Here is a 19,182-nt window from a genome sequence, read left to right on the forward strand (position 1 = left end):
GCTCAATCAAGCAACAAATTGACTAACATATTACTTTCAACATAAAAAACATTATCTTACACGCAACAAGATGAAACACGAGTGAGCTTTGATGTAACAACTAACTTTAGCTCTGTCGATTTAAAATCAATCATTTAGCAATTTCGTTACATTAATTAATTTACAAATAAAAATAAAAAACCTCTTTTTTGTTAGCAAAAAGAGGTTTTATACACCATCAATCCAACAGCGATTGAGTCATTAATCACTCAATATTCACAGATGATTATGCATACCATTGCGGTATTTGAGCTTCATAATCACTAATGTCTTGTTCAAATGACAAGGTTAAGCCAATCGCATCAAGTCCGTTTAATAGCTTATGCCTTGCTGACTCAGCCAAACTAAAGCTAAACACTTCACCTGAAGGTGACGTTACCGTTAAAGCTTGTAAATCGACGGTAATTTGCGCGCCTTCAGTGGCCGCGACTTCATCCATCAATTGTTGCACTTGTTCTGCAGGCAGCTTAACGGGTAATAAACCATTGTTGATCGAGTTGCCATAAAAAATATCAGCAAATGTCGGCGCAATAATCACTCTTAAACCAAAGTCAGCTAACGCCCAAGGTGCATGTTCACGCGATGAACCACAACCAAAGTTTTCTTGGGCTAATAAAATCGACGCCCCTTTATAGCGCGGCTTATTTAACGCAAATTCAGGGTTAGGCTGATCGCCGGCATCATCTAAATAACGCCAGTCATGAAATAAATGCACTCCAAAGCCGTCACGGGTTACTTTAGATAAAAATTGCTTCGGAATAATTTGATCCGTATCGACATTGGCACTGTCGATGGCTACCGCTAAACCGGTATGGGCAGTAAATGCTTGCATGTGTCTCTCCTATCTCGGTTTAGTATGGTTGACGAATATCGACAAAATGACCGGCTACTGCAGCGGCGGCTGCCATCGCGGGGCTCACCAAATGAGTACGACTACCACGGCCTTGACGACCTTCAAAATTACGATTACTGGTTGAAGCACAACGGTCGCCCACTTCTAAACGATCATCATTCATCGCTAAACACATTGAACAGCCCGGCAAACGCCATTCAAAGCCTGCATCGATAAAGATTTTATCTAAGCCTTCCGCTTCTGCTTGAATTTTTACCTGGCCAGAACCCGGTACCACAATCGCCACTACACCCTCAGCCACCTTGCGGTTTTTGGCATGCACAGCCGCGGAACGTAAATCTTCAATACGTGAATTGGTACAAGAACCAATAAACACCTTATTAATGCTGATGTCTGTCATTTTAGTACCTGGCGTTAAGCCAATGTAATCTAATGCTTTAATCATGCTAGATTGGTTAATCAAATTAGATTCTTGTTCAGGATTAGGCACTACACCGTCAATCGCCACTACTTGCCCAGGGTTAGTTCCCCAGGTCAATTGTGGCGCGATATCGTTAGCATCTAATACCACTTCAGCATCAAATACGGCATCGGCATCGGTTTTAAGCTGTGACCACGCAGCAACAGCTTGCTCCCACACATCATCTTTTGGCGCAAACTCACGGCCCTTTAGGTACTCAAAGGTGGTTTGGTCTGGAGCAACCATACCAGCTTTGGCGCCCATTTCGATGGCCATATTACATAAGGTCATGCGACCTTCCATACTTAATGCTTCAATGGCTTGGCCACAAAACTCAACCACGTAGCCTGTACCACCATCCATACCAAGCTTGCCGATAATGGCCAATACAATATCTTTTGCGGTAACGCCGTCAGTTACCTGACCGCGCACTTCAACTTTCATGGTTTTAGCTTTAAGTTGACGCAGTGTTTGGGTGGCAAGCACGTGCTCAACTTCTGATGTCCCAATACCAAATGCCAATGCACCAAATGCACCATGAGTGGCAGTGTGCGAGTCGCCGCATACAATCACAGTACCCGGAAGGGTAATACCAAGTTCTGGCCCCATGACATGCACAATACCCTGGTTTGGGTGGTGAATGTCGTATAAACGCACGCCAAAATCTTTACAGTTTTGCGCTAAGGTTTCAACTTGCGTACGCGCCATTGAGCTCAACGCATCTAAACTTGCGCTGCGCGTTGAGGTGTTATGATCCATGGTGGCAAAAGTTTTTTGTGGTGCACGTAATTGACGCCCTGCCACTTTTAAGCCACTAAAGGCTTGAGGTGATGTCACTTCATGCACTAAATGACGGTCAACATAGACTATTGGCGCTTCACCTTCTGGGCTCGCAACAATATGCGCATCCCACACTTTTTCGTATAGGGTTTTACCTGTTACCTGGGCCATTACACACCTTCCTGAATTGCTTGAGCAATAAAATCGCCCATTTGTGCTGTCGACTTTGCTTCGCTACGCTTATCTGCCGCTAATAACTCACCGGTTAAATAACCACTTGATAATGCTTTAGTGACTGCACGCTCAATGGCGCTGGCCGCTTCTTCTTGCTTTAAGCTATGACGTAACATTAATGCTGCTGATAAAATTTGTGCAACAGGGTTAGCAATACCCTGGCCGGCAATATCTGGCGCACTGCCACCAGCGGGCTCAAATAAACCAAAGCCTGTGCTGTTCATGCTGGCTGACGATAACAAGCCCATTGAGCCAGTTAACATGGCGATTTCATCTGACAAAATATCGCCAAATAAATTTGAACATAACATCACGTCAAACTCGTCTGGACGACGCAGCAACTGCATAGTCGCGTTATCAATATAGATATGTTCTAAGGTGACATCTGGAAAGTCTTTAGCAACCTCCTCAACCACTTGACGCCATAATACTGAGCAGGCTAACACGTTGGCTTTGTCTACAGAGGTAACCTTGTTTTTACGGCCTCGGGCGGCTTCAAATGCAATGCGGGCAATGCGGCTGATCTCGCGGCGACTATAGCGCATGGTGTCAAATGCTTCTTCGTCATCACCTTCGCCTTGACGGCCTTTTGGCTTGCCAAAGTAAATACCGCCGGTTAACTCACGCACGCACAATACATCAAACCCACGGGCTGAGATGTCACTGCGCAGCGGTGACATGTGCTCTAACCCATCATGTAATTTGGCTGGGCGTAAGTTGCAAAATAATTCAAAATGGCCACGTAATGGCAATAATGCACCACGTTCAGGCTGGTCATTAGGCGGTAAGTGTTCCCATTTAGGGCCGCCTACACTACCAAATAAAATGGCATCGGCTGCTTCACAGCCTTTTAAGGTCGAGTCAGGTAATGGACAACCATGGTTATCAATGGCAATACCGCCAACGTCATATTCGCTGTAGCTAATGTCTAGCCCAAAGCGTGTTTCCACTGCGCTGAGCACTTTACGCGCTTCGGCCATCACTTCAGGACCAATACCATCACCCGACAAAACTGCTATTTGATAACTCATACGCCGCCTAACTCCCTTTCTTTATGGATCTGTTGTTTAAAATCAGCCACTTTATCTGCACGGTACACTAGGTTCATCACATGCACGAGTGCTTGGGCCGATGCTTCGACGACATCTGTAGCTAAACCGACACCGTGGAACATTTGTTCATTATATTTTGCGGTAATATCAACCTGACCTAGCGCATTTTGGCCTTCGCCTTTAGCACCTAGCTTATAGTTGGTAATATTAATTTGACGTTGAGTAGCACGCGCAATGGCGTTATAAGCCGCATCAACAGGACCATTGCCCGTTGCCGCTTCAGTAAAGTCTTTGCCATCAACCGCAATTCGCACAGTGGCTGTAGCCACCCCTTCTGTTGAATCTGATTGCACCATCAAATGTTGTAATGTGTATTGGTCATCATCTTGAGCTTGTGACTCCATATACACTAAGGCTTCGAGGTCATAGTCAAACACCTGACCTTTTTTGTCTGCAAGAGTTAAAAATTGCTCATATAAGCTGTCCATATCGTAATCGCTAGGCTGATAACCCATTTCTTCCATACGATGTTTGATTACATGGCGTCCAGAACGAGAAGTCATGTTTAGGTTATTACGGTTTAGGCCAATGCTTTCTGGCGTCATGATCTCGTAAGTATTTTTGGCTTTTAGCATGCCGTCCTGATGAATACCTGACGAATGCGAAAATGCATTTGTGCCAACAATCGCTTTGTTTGCTTGAATTGGCATATTACAAAGCTGGCTCACTAACGACGATGTACGGTGAATTTCTTTGGCGTTGATGCCAGTGTCTAAATCTAGCAACCCTTTGCGCGTTGCTAAAATCATTGCGATTTCTTCTAATGAACAGTTACCCGCACGCTCGCCAATACCATTAATGGTACATTCAATTTGGCGCGCACCCATTTCAACCGCGGCAATCGAGTTAGCTACAGACAAGCCTAAGTCATCATGACAATGCACTGAAATCACAGCTTGGTCGATATTAGGAACGCGGTTGAAAAGCGTTTGAATAATACCGCCAAACTCACTTGGTACTGTGTAACCGACTGTATCAGGGATATTGATAGTGCGAGCACCGGCTTTAATGGCCGCTTCAACCATACGGCACAAATTATCAATTGGGGTACGGCCAGCATCTTCACATGAAAACTCAACATCGTCAGTAAAGCGTCTGGCGTATTTTACCGCGCCAACCGCCATGTCTAACACGTCATCAAACGAGCGCTTTAGCTTGCTTTCAACATGAATAGTTGATGTTGAAATAAAGGTATGAATACGAAACTGTTCAGCCACAGACAAAGCTTGCGCAGCAGCATCAATGTCTTTTTCAAGAGCACGAGACAAAGCACACACACGGCTGTTTTTAATGGTTTTAGCAATGGTCTGCACCGAATGAAAATCACCTGGAGATGACACAGGGAAACCCACTTCCATTACATCAACGCCCAAACGCTCTAGAGCCAACGCAATTTGTAGCTTCTCTTTAACGGTTAAACTCGCTGCTAACGCTTGCTCACCATCACGTAAGGTAGTATCAAAAATTATGACTCTGTTGGACATCGAATTTCTCCATCGACCATCTTGTATGTATTTCACCTAACTGCAAACATCACAACTGGCTCGTTTCAAAAGGGCTATAAACAAAAAACCCCGCGACTATTAGCGCGGGGTTTGTGTATGCTTAATGATTTATTTTGCATGTAACACAAAGGACTCCGCGCAGCATATGCGAGAGAGGAGAAGGAGTCCGAGTAAAGTTGATTGTGTATTCATGGCTTCATTATTCATTTTTAATAAATAGATATTCTGTATAAATTATCTCTATGAGTAATATTTAACGCGACCAGCCTCCGCTGTCAACCTTAAATTGATCAACTTGAGCAAGATTACGATGTACTAGTACTGCATTACAGCTGTTTAAACCAAAAGCCCTTATTAAATTGAACACAAAACAAACCTAACATGGATGATATTAAACCAATGAGCTAGATCAAAATTCGCGCACATAAGTCGCTGCATCGATTATATATTTATGTATCATGTTTTAAAAAATCGTATACTGCCAACAACCCAATATGAGTAGATATTAACGATGACACGATCGAGAAACACAAGTGATAATAAATTAAGTCGAATGTTTGGCTTTATTTTAGGATTATTGATTGTTTCTCTGGCATCTCCCGCTACAGCTCAAGTAACACAATCATTTTTAACAGCACAAGACGTTGTAAGTAACACTCAGCAACTTAGTGTAAATGAACAGTTAGATGTGATTCACGACATCAATACACAACGTTCCGAGCAAGCAAAAATACTGATTGAAGGACTTGAGCAACAAAGCCTAGTGCAGCCCTTATCTGATGTGCAGACCCTTCGTTTACGTTTATTACGCTGTTTTAATTTATTAGAGTTTGGTCATTTCGAGCAAGCAATCACTTTATCGACCCAAGGTGAGCAGACAGCCAGAGAATTAAAATACGATGCGGCTCGCCCTTACTTTATGCAATGTGGCGCTACTGCCTATCAAAGCATTGGCAATACTTTGCAAGAACAGTTGCTCACAGAAGAAGCTTTACGCTTGGCTAAACGCTATTCAGAAAAACAAGCGATTATCGGTAGTTTATATTTACGCAGTCGACAAAACACTAGCCTCGAAAACTACAATCAGTCAATTGAAGACTTGCGCATAGGTCTTGATATTTATGATGAGGCGAAGCAGCAATTTCAACCATGGTATTTATTACCAAAATCATATGTACAGTTGGAAATATCTAATGTCTTTTTTTCTATGGGTGATGTTACCGAAGCATTGCACTTTGCAGAATTAGCAGTTTCGGACCCCTCAACGTTCGGTAGTCTTAATTTCGCACTTTCTATCAATTTAGCTCGTATAAATATTGAAATAGGCGATAAAGAAGCAGTAAAACGACACCTAAAACAGGCCGAAGCTGAAAACAATAGAATGACTGCCGAAAGGGATTTAGCTGTTGGTAGCGCTTTACTTGCGGCTATAAATCTTTTTATCGATAATTACGATTTAGCACAACAACAAGCATTACATAGCATAGAGTTATTTACTAAATATCAAGAACCTATTTACGTTATGCGCATAAAGCGCACATTAGCCAAAGTCTACATAGCCCAGCAAAAAGACAATCAAGCATTAACGCTTCTCAATGAGATTATCGAACAAGCGACTGAACTTAAGCAATATTCAGACCTTGAAGAGTTTAATCAAATCGTCAGCGAATACTATGCCGATAAGCAACAATTTGAGTCGGCATACCATTATCAAATACAACGCTTTAATGCCGCCAAACAAGCCAATAACAAATTGAATAATGCGCATTTCATGCAATATAAAGCCAAGTTATCGGCTCAAAATGAACCAAGCATAGACGAGAAACCAACGACCAATAATATTAATCAAAGCTTGTCTATTGCCGCACTAATTATCCTATTTCTGTCTGTCGGTTTAGTGCTCTTTTTAAGAAGAAAGCCGCTCTACACGAATGACGAATCCAAAGAGCAAAGCCAATCACAGATCATTAGTGCCATGCTTAATAATGCTAAGCAAGGTCACTATCAATTAAGCATGCTATTAATTAATATCAATCATATTCGCCAAGTCGATGTGCCCAATTTACTACGACAGCTACAACTAACCTTAAGAGAGCAAGACCAACTGTTTCGCCATAATCTTGATGAGCTCATCATTATCTTGCCTCACACCTCGGCCATTGGCGCTACCCGCGTAGTACACCAAATCGAAACGGTATTAAATCTATGGCCAACAGACGTTAAAACCAGTATTGGGATCGCGAGTTTACAACAGTTAGATACATTTGAAGGACTAATGAAAAAGGCAGTATTGAATCAATTAAATAAAATGAAACCACAAGATAACCCGCTAAGCTAAGTCTGCAATATTTCGACAAAAAAATCGGCTAGACGTAGCACTAGCCTTTTGTCAGATAATCACTGATCTCATCTAAAAACTCGCCACCAAATCGGTCGAGCTTAATTTGGCCAACACCATTTACCGCCAGCATTTCACCCGGGCTGGTTGGGAGCATGGCCGACATCTCTGCCAAAGTAGCATCGTTAAAGACTAAGTAGGGTGGGATATCATGCTGCTCTGCTAATTCGCGGCGTAACAACTTTAAGCGCGCAAACAGCTTTCTGTCATATTGTTGCGGTGCACGAGGGTTGGTTTTACGTTTTACATCAATCAGCTGAATGCGCGGTTCGGCCAACATTAACGATAATTCGGCTTTTAATACAGGCCTTGCCGCCGGATTTAACTTAATCGATGAGCCACGGGTAATATCCTGGCTAACTAACCCTAAATGGATTAACTGGCGGATGACACTGAGCCAATATTCAGTTGATTTATCTGCGCCAATCCCCCAGGTGGTTAGCTTGTCATGGCCCCTATCAACCACATTTGCAGCTTTAGAGCCTCTCAGTACATCAATCACCTGATGAATACCAAATCGCTGTTGTAAACGATAAATACACGACAACACTTTTTGTGCATCTTCGGTACCATCATAGCGTTTAGGTGGATCCAAACAAATATCGCAGTTACCACAAGGCTCAGAGGCCACTTCATCAAAATAATGCAGTAATACTTGTCGACGACAAGTTTGCGCCTCTGCAAAAGCGGCCATGGTATGTAACTTATGAAACTCAACCTGTTGTTGAGGCCCTGGTTCTGATTGCTCAATTAAATGTCTTACCCGGCCAATATCGGCAGGGTCAAACAACATATAAGCTTCAGCATCTAAGCCATCTCGGCCTGCACGGCCAGTTTCTTGATAATAAGCTTCAATGCTTTTAGGGATATCGTAATGCACCACAAAACGCACATTCGATTTATTAATTCCCATACCAAAAGCCACCGTAGCCACAACGATATCAACTTGGTCTTTCAAAAATTTGTCTTGTACATCCGCGCGATCATCTTGGCTCATCCCTGCATGATATGCTTGCGCATTAAAACCTTGTAAACGCAGGCGCTCTGCCACTTCATCTACCCGGCGACGACTACTGCAATATACAATGCCGCTGGCACCATTTTGTATGGTGACAAACTGACGTAACTGGTTAGCTGCATTTAATTTTTCAGCCACGGTATAACGAATATTTGGCCGATCAAAACTCGATAATAAAGTGTACGGAGCAATATTTAAACGCTCACAAATACTGAGTCGTGTCGCTTGATCTGCGGTGGCAGTTAATGCCATTAACGGAATATACGGAAAATACGCTTTTAACTGCCCAAGGGCTGCGTATTCTGGTCTAAAATCATGCCCCCACTGACTAATACAGTGAGCTTCATCTACCGCAAACATAGACAACTCAACCGATTGTAAGCGCTCAATAAAATCTGGACGTAATAAGCGTTCAGGCGAGACATACAAGAGTTTTATCTCGCCAGCATGTAGTTTACGAAGCACTTCTGCACTTTGCTCACGCGGCAGCGATGAATTGAGATATGCAGCAGCTACACCGCTTTGTAATAAACTGTCTACTTGGTCTTTCATTAACGAAATCAAAGGTGACACAACTATTGTCACACCCGGCAACACTAAAGCCGGTAACTGGTAGCACATACTTTTGCCGCCACCTGTAGGCATAATCACTAAGGTGTCTTGGCCCTGTAAACTGTGCTCAATCACTTCTCGCTGCCCTTCACGAAAGGCACGATAACCAAATACCTGCTGTAAACTGGTCGATAACACATCCTGCTCAGTAGCAGTATCAAGAGTTGGGCTTGGCGTCGAAGTCAGATTATCCATTCACATTATGATGTCATTTAAAGAATGGTCATTTTAAAGCACTCAGCCACAGATGTCTTGAAGCAAAGTACAATTGCCACATTTAACACGCCGATGATAATTGAGTATTGCTCACTTTAGCGTTAGATTAAATACTCTATGCGCATTGAAAATACATACCAAAATAATAAATCAACCTGAGCCCGGGATAAGGGATGAACTTATACTGTTTAAAATCAACATGTTATTCGCCATCACTTTCAAGCTTGTCATTTGTTCTGCTAATAAGATGAATTGACGCGTCAATAGCTAACCTATTGTAAGTCGATTCAACGCAGTTAGCAGGGCAAAGGACTGTTTGAAAGGCGTTTATTATCCCGAGCTCAGGTTAAATACGACAAGGATTGCCCATGACTTCATCTATTCAAGATCAAGCCTTACAGCAAGTTGCAGATATTTTTGATAAACACGTACCCTTTCATAATCTACTCGGGCTAGACATTAAACATTACGACATCAATGGGGTTGAAGTCGTGATAAAAATGAAACCTGAGTTGATTGGCAACATCCATCAAAATATTCTTCATGGTGGCGTAACGGCCACATTACTCGATGTGGTGGGTGGTCTGACAGCCTTTGCGGGACTAGTTGCCAGCCGTGACGACTGGACAATGGAAGAGTTACAACAGCGCTTAACTACCCTAGGGACCATTGATATGCGGGTTGATTTTTTACGCCCGGGGCGCGGTGAAAGATTTACCGGTACCGGCACGGTTATCCGCGCAGGTAATCGCGTATCGGTTTGCAAAATGGAACTGCACAATGAGTTAGGTACTCATATTGCTTTTGGTACAGGTACTTACATGGTCGGTTAATTCATTATCGGTGAGGCGTTACCGGCATTGCCACGTGAAACTGGCAGGCAAACAATACAACAAATAGTTTAATCGCTTGTGTCATCCATGGGGGCGGCCTACAATCGCCCCTCTTTTGTTGTTGCCAATGTTGACCATTATGCCTGATATAGAATATCGCAAAGGGGTTTTCCTCGCGATTTGCGCTTACACCATTTGGGGTGTCGCCCCTTTATATTTCAAATTATTACATCAAGTCCCTGCCACTGATATATTAATGCACCGCGTGATATGGTCATTTCTGTTTATGATCATTTTAATGCAATTTATTGGTGGATTTAGCCGTTTACGCCTCATTCTTAAACAGCCCAAACAACTGCTCATTTTACTGACGACATCGATATTGATCGCCGCAAACTGGCTTATTTTTATCTGGGCAGTGAATAACGACCACATGCTGGATGCCAGCTTAGGTTATTTTATTAACCCATTGTTTAACGTATTGCTAGGAATGGTGTTTCTCGGTGAACGCTTACGTAAATTACAATGGGTTGCGGTTACATTAGCGAGTGTAGGTGTACTGGTGCAGTTGATCTCGTTTGGTTCCATTCCGCTGGTGTCTTTAGCCCTGGCTGCAAGCTTTGGCTTTTATGGTTTACTGCGCAAAAAAGTCAATATTGATGCAAAGTCTGGCTTACTGGTTGAAACCGCCATTTTATTACCGGTTGCACTCGGTTACTTATTAGTAACGTTAGACAGTTCACCCGTCAGCATGTTAACCAATAGCCTTAACCTCAATTTACTGTTAGTGGCCGCGGGTATTGTTACCACCATCCCTCTTTTATGTTTTGCAGGATCTGCAGTCAGAATTCCATTTTCTATTTTAGGTTTCTTCCAATACATTGGCCCAAGCATCATGTTCATTCTTGCGGTAAAACTGTTTAATGAGCCTTTCGACATTGAAAAAGGCATCACGTTTTGCTTTATCTGGGGTGCACTGGTGATATTTATTAGCGACATGGTACTGCAACGCCAGCGACGTCATGTGGCCACTAAAAAAGTGCCCGTTGTGAAGGTTTAATCGATAGCCTGTTTGGGCAGTGCGCTAGCATGCAACTTTGCTAGCGCTTCATCAGCATCGATTACGCTAACCAAAATAACTCTATCTAGGCTTATTGGCAACAGTATGACTTGCACAGGATTGGTGAGCGACAGCAAGGCTTTAGCGCCATTATTTAATGAAAACCAACCCAGAGAATACCCTGGCAGACCCAAACCATTTGTGCGCCATTTAGCGGCGTATTCGGGCTCTTTAATCAGGTTAACAATACGCGCTTGTGCAAAATCAACTTGGTTAATCTCAATCGCATTCGAATACAGCGGAATATTGACCTGCAACTGTTTATCATCCCACGAAATTGTACTGGTAAATGATTGATAAAGCGTAAATACAAATAATCCCATTAATGGCAGCATAATTCCTAAGGTTAAATATTTTGCATTGCTGGGAATGGGTTTTACAAAAATAAATACCGTTAAACCAAGTAAACCGACCAATAGTGCAATAAAGCTATATATAGCTCCAGAATCCAGTGGCGCTAACTCAATAACATTCATACAGTCTCTTAATGCAGAGTAATAATGGGTTTATTTTGCCATAAAAAATGCCGGAATAACCGGCATTTTTCATTGTGCGAAACACTTATAAATCGAGCGCAAGAATTTTTGAGCGACGTTGATAGTTATACAATTGTTTTTTCATATTCGGTAGTTCTTCAACATCCACAATACTAAAGCCATGTTCTAAAAACCAATGAATGCTTCGTGTTGTTAACGCAAATAAACGTGAATAACCACGCACTCGCGCTTGGCCAATAATGTTATTCAACAAAATACTGCCACGGTCAGCATCACGATAATCAGGGTGAACCACTAGACACGCAAACTCGCCGGCATTGTCTTCTTCAAACGGATACAGTGCAGCACAACCAATGACTAAGTTATCGCGCTCAACCAACATAAACTGCTCAATTTCCATTTCGAGCTGCTCACGAGAGCGACGTACTAAAATACCTTGCTCTTCCAATGGGCGAATTAAGTTTAAAATACCACCAATATCGCCAATCGTTGCTCGACGTAAGCGCTCTGCACTTTGCGTCACAATTTGAGTACCAATACCTTCGCGAGAGAATAACTCCTGTAGCAAGGCGCCATCGTCTAAATAACTCACTAAGTGACAACGTGGCACACCTCGACGACAAGCCTCAACACTGGCCCTTAAGAATGCCATTTTACCCACAGAAGTATGATCATCTTCAGACATGGTTTTAAGCATTTCTTCGATATCATCAGGCATGAGTTCGGCAATGACTTCGCCATTTTTGTCAATAAGACCATTAGTATCACTAAAACCAATAATCTTGTCTGCTTTGAGTTTAATCGCCACTTGAGTGGCCACTTCTTCAGCAGTTAAGTTAAAGCTCTCGCCTGTTACGGATGCCGCGATAGGCCCCATTAACACAATACCGTTATTGTCTAACTGACGGCGTAACCCCTGTGCATCAATACGGCGCACCTTACCACTCAAACAAAAATCGACACCGTCATCCACACCTAAAGGCTGGGCAATCACAAAGTTACCACTCACCACGTTAATCTGCGCATTTTGCATTGGAGTATTGCCCAAACTCATCGACAATCTCGCGGTGATATCAAACTGGGTTGCACCTGCAACTTGTTTAATAATTTTCAGGCTATCTTCGTCAGTAATACGAATACCATTGTGGTAAACAGGCTCAATACCAGCAGCTTTTAATCCTGCATCAATTTGCGGCCTTGCGCCGTAGACTAAAACCACTTCAATCCCAAGCGAGTGCAACAAGGCAACGTCATTTAAAATGCCGCGAAATTGCGAATGTGCTAATGCTTCCCCACCTAACATGACAACAAATGTCTTACCTCTATGTGCATTAACATAAGGAGCAGAATGACGAAATCCATCAACCAGTTCAGTGGTTCTCACAGGCAAATTCACCTCGGTGTTGGTCAGTTTAAGTAAGACTTGCAAGCATATTCATCCAGCAAGCCAATATATTGTATTAACGCACGATCTTATTGCATTTTAATTCACTTTAAAAGCATTTTATTTCACTTCAAACAAAAAATATTTTGTCATTTTTGTGTGAAAAATTCATTACAGCCAAAAAGTTAGTCAAATGTTAACGTCAATATAGCTTTACGCACTTTTACTCAATCAAACGACATAAACCGTTTCATACTCATTATTGGTAAAATGCGAGCTATTTTGGGTGTTATGTCTATATCAAAGACATTTGAGGATGTGGATCAGTATAGGTTAATTTTCTGCGGGCATAAAAAAAGCCCCAATAAAGGGGCTTTTTTAAGATTCAAAAATCAATTATTTGATTTTAGCTTCTTTATAGATAACGTGCTGACGAATAACTGGATCAAATTTCTTGATTTCCATTTTCTCAGGCATGTTACGCTTGTTCTTTTCAGTAGTGTAGAAGTGACCAGTTTTAGCACTAGATACTAATTTGATCTTCTCACGATTACCTTTAGATTTAGCCATTTTCTATTATACCTTCTCGCCACGGGCACGAAGTTCAGCAACAACAACTTCAATACCTTTCTTATCGATAATACGGATACCTTTAGTAGATACACGTAGTTGTACGAAACGCTTTTCTTCTTCTAACCAAAAACGGTGGTTTTGTAGGTTAGGTAAAAAACGACGACGAGTCGAATTTTTAGCGTGCGAACGGTTGTTACCAACCATTGGCTTCTTGCCAGTTACTTGGCATACTCTTGACATGTCAATCTTCTCCAAAACAAATTTTTAACGCTCGAGCATTAATGTGCCTCGTATGGCCGTCGCCCGAGGCACAAAGAGGGCGCATTTTATACACGATTGACCACATAAGATCAAGCAGTGTTTATACAATCCATCCTCGCTCGGCAAAGGAGACTATCTCCTGATCACCTACAACCATATGATCTAACAAAGAAACATCTATGGTTGCCAATGCATTTTTTATTCGCTCAGTTATTCGCCGATCAGCCTGACTTGGCTCAGCAATGCCAGACGGGTGATTGTGACACACTATCACCGCTGCTGCTTTTTTCTCCAAAACAAGGCTAATAACCTCGCGAGGATAAACAGAAGCTGAATCGATGGTGCCACGAAATAATTCTACAAATTGAATGACTCTATGTTGGGTATCCAACAATAGTAAGGCGAACACTTCATAGGATCGGTCTGCTAATTGTCTCATTAAATAGTCCCGAGTTAAATCAGGATTTGTCAAAATTTGCCCTCTTTGTAGATTTTCATGCGCAATTCGCTTAGAAATTTCGGCCGCAGCCTGTAATTGAGCATATTTTACCGGCCCAACCCCAGCCAATTGGCACACCTGGCTCTTAGAAGCACTTAACAAACTGCGTAAACCGCCAAACTGATTTATCATGTTGCGGGCTAAATCCACGGCATTTTGGCCTGCCAAACCATTGCGTAAAATCACCGCTAATAATTCTGCATCAGACAATTGCCCTGCACCATTAAGCAATAGCTTTTCACGTGGCCCTTCTCCTTGAGGCCAATCTTTAATCCCCATGCAAACTCCTTGTTAACTGTGAGACGTCATAACACCGACGAATCCAGTTGCACAAATTCGCTACCACTACGCCAATACTGAGTTGTTGCGTTTTAAAAACACGCTATAAATGAGTGACACCCTCAGAGTGAATGACACTCTCTAAAATCAGTTACACAGTATGGTCGATATTTTTGAGATTGGATCCACGCAACTTGTCATAGGTTTGTGATATTGTTAGCCGCAATGAGATTTGAGGCGGATAATGCACAACATGCTGACAAATAAAAAAGTACTACTCGGAATTGGCGGCGGTATTGCCGCATACAAAAGCGCCGATCTAATTCGTCGCTTAAAAGAACGTGGCGCAGATGTGCGTGTCATCATGACCCAAAGCGCCATGGAGTTTATTACACCATTAACCATTCAAGCACTTTCAGGCTATCCAGTCGCCTCTGATTTGCTCGACCCAGCAGCAGAAGCCGCAATGGGCCATATTGAGCTGGCACGCTGGGCAGACGTAGTCATACTTGCTCCTGCTACCGCAAATTTAATGGCACGTATTAATGCAGGCATGGCAGACGAGCTACTCACCACCACATGTTTAGCCACAAGTGCGCCAATCATTGTGTGCCCAGCCATGAATCAACAGATGTATCAAAACATCGCTACCCAAGAGAACATGGCCAATCTAGCCCGCAAAGGCTTAACCATTTGGCAGCCCGCCTCAGGTAATCAAGCTTGTGGTGAAGTTGGCCCTGGCCGCATGCAAGAGCCCGTCGCCATAGCTGAGCAACTGGTGCAATTTTTTGGACTAAAGTCTTTACAAGGGCATAAATTATTACTCACCGCAGGGCCAACCCGTGAGGCAATTGACCCGGTGCGTTATATATCCAACCACAGCTCAGGCAAAATGGGCTTTGCCCTTGCACAAGCTGCAGCAGAAATGGGCGCAGAAGTGACACTTGTTTCGGGGCCTGTCAACCTTGCCACACCTGTTGGCGTTAAACGCATTGATGTTGACTCTGCACAACAAATGCTCGACGCCGTAATGCAACAAGTTGAACTACATGATATTTTTATCGGTTGCGCCGCAGTAGCAGACTATCGAATTGCCGATGTCGCCGATCAAAAAATTAAAAAATCGGCAGAAGAAATGCAACTTGCGCTGGTGCGTAATCCTGATATCTTAGCCACGGTAGCTCAGCACACAACACGACCTTTCACCGTAGGTTTTGCTGCTGAAACGAACGATGTAGAGCAATACGCTCGCGGTAAACTACAGCGTAAAAAACTGGATATGATTGCCGCTAACGATGTCTCTATTCAAGGCTTAGGCTTTAATGCCGATAGCAATGCACTACAAGTATTTTGGCAAGACGGCAGCCAACAACTGCCCGCAACAGATAAACTGACACTGGCACGCCAATTACTTACATTGATAGAACAACAACTAAAAAAATCATGAAAACACCCATTGAACTAAAAATTCTCGACTCGCGTATTGGCAGTGAATTCCCGCTGCCAGCTTATGCGACTCCCGGTAGCGCAGGTATGGACTTACGCGCAATGACCGACACGGCAATGGTTATCGAACCAGGTCAAACCGTGTTAATTCCAACAGGTATCGCCATTTACGTGGCCGATCCAAGCCTGGCAGCGGTTATTTTACCACGCTCAGGTATGGGCCATAAAAATGGCATTGTGCTGGGTAATTTGGTCGGTTTAATCGACTCAGATTACCAAGGGCAACTTATGGTGTCATGTTGGAATAGAAGTGATAAACCATTCACACTCGACATTGGCGATCGTTTAGCCCAATTAATGTTTGTCCCTGTTGTACAAGCAGAATTTACCCTAGTGGATGAGTTTAATAGCTCAGATCGTGGAGAAGGCGGATTTGGCCATTCAGGCACCAAATAACCTTTTCAAGTAGTCACTGAGCCAAGGAACACATAATGGCCGAAAGCCCAAAAATAAACCGTCGTGAGCATATTTTACAATGCTTAGCACAAATGCTTGAGACCAGCCCAGGTCAACGGATCACTACCGCCAAACTCGCCGCAGAAGTGGGTGTGTCAGAAGCCGCACTGTATCGTCACTTTCCTAGCAAAGCGCGCATGTTTGAAGGCTTAATCGAATTTATTGAAGACGCAATTCTATCGCGATTGAATATCATCATGGACGAAGAAAAAGACACCATGACCCGCTGCCAATTAGTATTACAGCTATTGTTGGTGTTTTCAGAACGAAACCCGGGTATTTCACGGGTATTAAACGGCGATGCACTATTAGGTGAAAATGAGCGTTTACGCAGCCGTATCGACGCTCTCTTTGCCAAAATTGAAACCCAAATAAAACAAATTCTGCGTGAAAAAACCTTACGCGAAGGCGTCGGTTTTAATCTCGATGAAGCCATACTCGCTAACCTATTATTAGCGTTTGCCGAAGGCAGAATTTCACAGTTTGTCCGCAGCGAATTTAAACAAAAGCCCACTCAACATTTTGATGAGCAATGGACCTTTATTCAGCAGCAGTTGTTGAGAAGCTAGCCAGTATTAGGGCTATATGCAATGTGTATGTAGCTCTAGTTTCCTCCCTATATCTGCTTAATCTAATTGAATAATTAATCCGTATCTCTTGCTTCAAAAACTTAGACAAAATACAATACCGTTACATTTTTAACATTTATTACACGGACTGTATTCATGCTGCGCATTTTATACCTCACTTGCTGTTTGCTCATTTTATTCACCACCCACACCTTCGCCTCACCTTCAATTAAAGATTTTAGTGCTGATTCTGAGTTTTCTGGCGTAAAAATTTCACCCGACGGTAAACACCTTGGTGTGATCCTAATGGAAGATGAAAAACGCACATTATTGATTTTAAATCTTGAATCAATGAAGCCAACTTATGCGGTAAAATTCAGTGGCGATGAAGAAGTCGGTAGCTACTATTGGGTCAATGACGAACGGATAGTATTACAAAAATTTTATAAACACGCCCAACGCGAAGCATCAGACTATTATGGCGAGTTATTAGCTGTAAATTATGATGGCAGCAAATCTAAATACTTGTTTGGTCATAATGGCGGAACATCAACCGGTACTAGTATTTCAAATAACGAAGCTATCCGTGCAAGTGCATTTGTTTTAGATACGTTAAAAAATGACGACAAATACATTTATGTAATGGCCTATCCTTGGAATAGACAAAATTATGCATACACTCTGGCATACAGAGTAAACGTCTATTCAGGTAAACGTAAACGCCTTACCACATCACCCATTGCCAACGCAGGCTTTCTTGTTGATAACAATGAAGAGGTACGCTTTAGTTTCGCCACAGATGAGAAAAACAATGACCAACTGTTTTACTATGAAAATGGTGAATGGGTTGATGCTGATAAAATTAGAGGCGGACTCACCGACTTCTACCCGCTTTCGTTCACTGAAGACAATAAATCTATTTACGCTTTAGCAAATGGTGAAGGTGCAACTCGCGCCATTTATGAAGTCGAACTCGCCACAGCTAAACACAAAAAAATTATCCAGCACGATGTTGTCGATCCACTGATGACGTGGGTCAGCGACCAAACCAATGCCCTTTACGCGGTTGAGTTCGAAAACGGCTACCCAGAGTATCGCTTTGTTGATACTCAAAGCGATAAAGCCAAAGCCCTACGACAGTTAATGGATGCAATTCCAGATCATCGCATTCGTATTGTCAGTGAAACCGTCGACGGAAACACGCTTATTGTTGCTGCGATGAATGATAGAAACTCAGGTGACTATTACTTATTTGATCGTAAAAAACTTAAACTCAAATTCTTATTTGCTGAAAACGCAAAGCTAGACCCTAACGAAATGTCAGAAGTACGCCCAATCAGCTTTACTAACCGTGATGGCGTAACGATTCATGGTTACTTAACGCTACCCGTCGGCATGAAAGAGCATAAAAACATGCCACTTGTGGTTAATCCTCATGGCGGCCCACATGGTCCGCGTGACTTGTGGGTATTTAACTCAGAAAACCAATTACTCGCTAATAATGGTATTGCAGTGCTGCAAGTTAACTTCCGCGGCTCTGGTGGATACGGCACAGCATTTGAAGAGTCAGGCTACTTATCTTGGGGCAGCAAAATTCAATACGATATTATTGATGCAACCCAATATGTTATTGACCAAGGCTATGCCGACAAAGACAGAGTGTGTATTTCGGGCGGCAGTTTTGGCGGTTACTCAGCACTCATGAGCCCTATGTTAGCGCCAGATATGTTTAAGTGCGCAGTGGGTGTTGCCGGTGTTTATGATTTAGAGCAAATGTATAAAACCGGTGATGTACCTGAATCTTACAGTGGTGGAGCATACTTAGAAGAAGTGTTAGGCACTGATATTCAACGCCTTCGTGCAATGTCACCGACTCACAATGTGAGTAAGCTAAAAGCTAAAGTGCTGTTAATTCGTAAGCGGTAAATGAAGCAGTGAAACGTTAATCCAAATTGCTTAGATCAACATTCCACGGCAT

General features: G+C 42.8%; 17 protein-coding genes. 7 read left to right on the forward strand and 10 right to left on the reverse strand.

Annotation, left to right across the window (positions count from 1 at the left end; all coding sequences use genetic code 11):
- Positions 1-265: 265 nt before the first annotated feature.
- The 4 genes from leuD to leuA are packed head-to-tail and all read right to left on the reverse strand — an operon-like array spanning position 266 to position 4,962.
- Positions 266-871: a 3-isopropylmalate dehydratase small subunit gene (leuD, locus tag IEY42_RS16740; RefSeq protein ID WP_188926425.1), complete on the reverse strand. Its 606-nt coding sequence runs from the start codon at positions 869-871 to the stop codon at positions 266-268.
- 19 nt (positions 872-890) lie between these two features.
- Positions 891-2,303 (reverse strand): 3-isopropylmalate dehydratase large subunit, encoded by a 1,413-nt coding sequence (gene leuC / locus IEY42_RS16745; RefSeq protein WP_188926427.1) that lies wholly within the window; start codon positions 2,301-2,303, stop codon positions 891-893.
- Positions 2,303-3,397 (reverse strand): 3-isopropylmalate dehydrogenase, encoded by a 1,095-nt coding sequence (leuB, locus tag IEY42_RS16750; protein WP_188926429.1) that lies wholly within the window; start codon positions 3,395-3,397, stop codon positions 2,303-2,305. Before leuB ends, leuC begins: the two co-directional genes overlap by 1 nt.
- Complete coding sequence (gene leuA, locus IEY42_RS16755) at positions 3,394-4,962, reverse strand: 2-isopropylmalate synthase (RefSeq protein WP_188926431.1); 1,569 nt, start codon at positions 4,960-4,962, stop codon at positions 3,394-3,396. Before leuA ends, leuB begins: the two co-directional genes overlap by 4 nt.
- A 532-nt stretch (positions 4,963-5,494) precedes the next feature.
- On the opposite strand from leuA, the gene IEY42_RS16760 reads away from it, so the two are divergent.
- Positions 5,495-7,321, forward strand: a complete 1,827-nt coding sequence (locus tag IEY42_RS16760; protein WP_188926433.1) for a nucleotidyl cyclase domain-containing protein — start codon at positions 5,495-5,497, stop codon at positions 7,319-7,321.
- 40 nt (positions 7,322-7,361) lie between these two features.
- Here the strand turns inward: IEY42_RS16760 and recQ are convergent, their stop codons facing one another.
- Entirely contained in the window at positions 7,362-9,206 is a 1,845-nt protein-coding gene (recQ, locus tag IEY42_RS16765; RefSeq protein ID WP_188926435.1) for a DNA helicase RecQ, read from the reverse strand.
- Between the two features lie 389 nt (positions 9,207-9,595).
- Here recQ and IEY42_RS16770 point away from each other — a divergent pair, with 389 nt between their 5' ends.
- On the forward strand, positions 9,596-10,060 hold the full coding sequence (locus tag IEY42_RS16770; RefSeq protein WP_188926437.1) for a thioesterase family protein: 465 nt from the start codon (positions 9,596-9,598) through the stop codon (positions 10,058-10,060).
- 139 nt (positions 10,061-10,199) lie between these two features.
- Positions 10,200-11,120 (forward strand): EamA family transporter RarD, encoded by a 921-nt coding sequence (rarD, locus tag IEY42_RS16775; protein WP_188926439.1) that lies wholly within the window; start codon positions 10,200-10,202, stop codon positions 11,118-11,120.
- Here the strand turns inward: rarD and IEY42_RS16780 are convergent.
- From IEY42_RS16780 to radC, 5 genes are all read right to left on the reverse strand, one after another.
- Positions 11,117-11,656: a PH domain-containing protein gene (locus tag IEY42_RS16780; protein ID WP_188926441.1), complete on the reverse strand. Its 540-nt coding sequence runs from the start codon at positions 11,654-11,656 to the stop codon at positions 11,117-11,119. The two genes, rarD and IEY42_RS16780, sit on opposite strands and share 4 nt — an antisense overlap.
- Before the next feature lie 85 nt (positions 11,657-11,741).
- Entirely contained in the window at positions 11,742-13,061 is a 1,320-nt protein-coding gene (gene argA / locus IEY42_RS16785) for an amino-acid N-acetyltransferase (protein ID WP_188926447.1), read from the reverse strand.
- A 396-nt stretch (positions 13,062-13,457) separates the two neighbouring features.
- Positions 13,458-13,631: a 50S ribosomal protein L33 gene (gene rpmG, locus IEY42_RS16790; protein WP_055025224.1), complete on the reverse strand. Its 174-nt coding sequence runs from the start codon at positions 13,629-13,631 to the stop codon at positions 13,458-13,460.
- A 6-nt stretch (positions 13,632-13,637) separates the two neighbouring features.
- Complete coding sequence (rpmB, locus tag IEY42_RS16795) at positions 13,638-13,874, reverse strand: 50S ribosomal protein L28 (protein ID WP_137223931.1); 237 nt, start codon at positions 13,872-13,874, stop codon at positions 13,638-13,640.
- A 121-nt stretch (positions 13,875-13,995) separates the two neighbouring features.
- Complete coding sequence (gene radC, locus IEY42_RS16800; RefSeq protein ID WP_188919513.1) at positions 13,996-14,673, reverse strand: RadC family protein; 678 nt, start codon at positions 14,671-14,673, stop codon at positions 13,996-13,998.
- Between the two features lie 253 nt (positions 14,674-14,926).
- Between radC and coaBC the strand changes: the two genes are divergently transcribed.
- The 4 genes from coaBC (at position 14,927) to IEY42_RS16820 (ending at position 19,130) form a co-directional block, all read left to right on the forward strand.
- Positions 14,927-16,120 carry a bifunctional phosphopantothenoylcysteine decarboxylase/phosphopantothenate--cysteine ligase CoaBC gene (gene coaBC / locus IEY42_RS16805; RefSeq protein WP_373292873.1) on the forward strand — a complete coding sequence of 398 codons (1,194 nt, stop codon included), beginning with the start codon at positions 14,927-14,929 and terminating at the stop codon, positions 16,118-16,120.
- Complete coding sequence (dut, locus tag IEY42_RS16810; RefSeq protein ID WP_160054460.1) at positions 16,117-16,575, forward strand: dUTP diphosphatase; 459 nt, start codon at positions 16,117-16,119, stop codon at positions 16,573-16,575. Before coaBC ends, dut begins: the two co-directional genes overlap by 4 nt.
- A 35-nt stretch (positions 16,576-16,610) precedes the next feature.
- The gene (slmA, locus tag IEY42_RS16815) at positions 16,611-17,204 is read left to right on the forward strand and encodes a nucleoid occlusion factor SlmA (protein WP_188926445.1); all 594 of its coding nucleotides are present in this window, start codon (positions 16,611-16,613) and stop codon (positions 17,202-17,204) included.
- Positions 17,205-17,360: 156 nt separating this feature from the next.
- The gene (locus tag IEY42_RS16820) at positions 17,361-19,130 is read left to right on the forward strand and encodes an alpha/beta hydrolase family protein (RefSeq protein WP_229780128.1); all 1,770 of its coding nucleotides are present in this window, start codon (positions 17,361-17,363) and stop codon (positions 19,128-19,130) included.
- The last annotated feature ends 52 nt before the right edge of the window (positions 19,131-19,182 follow it).

Source organism: Shewanella algicola, assembly GCF_014648035.1.
In the GTDB taxonomy this organism is placed as follows: domain Bacteria; phylum Pseudomonadota; class Gammaproteobacteria; order Enterobacterales; family Shewanellaceae; genus Shewanella; species Shewanella algicola.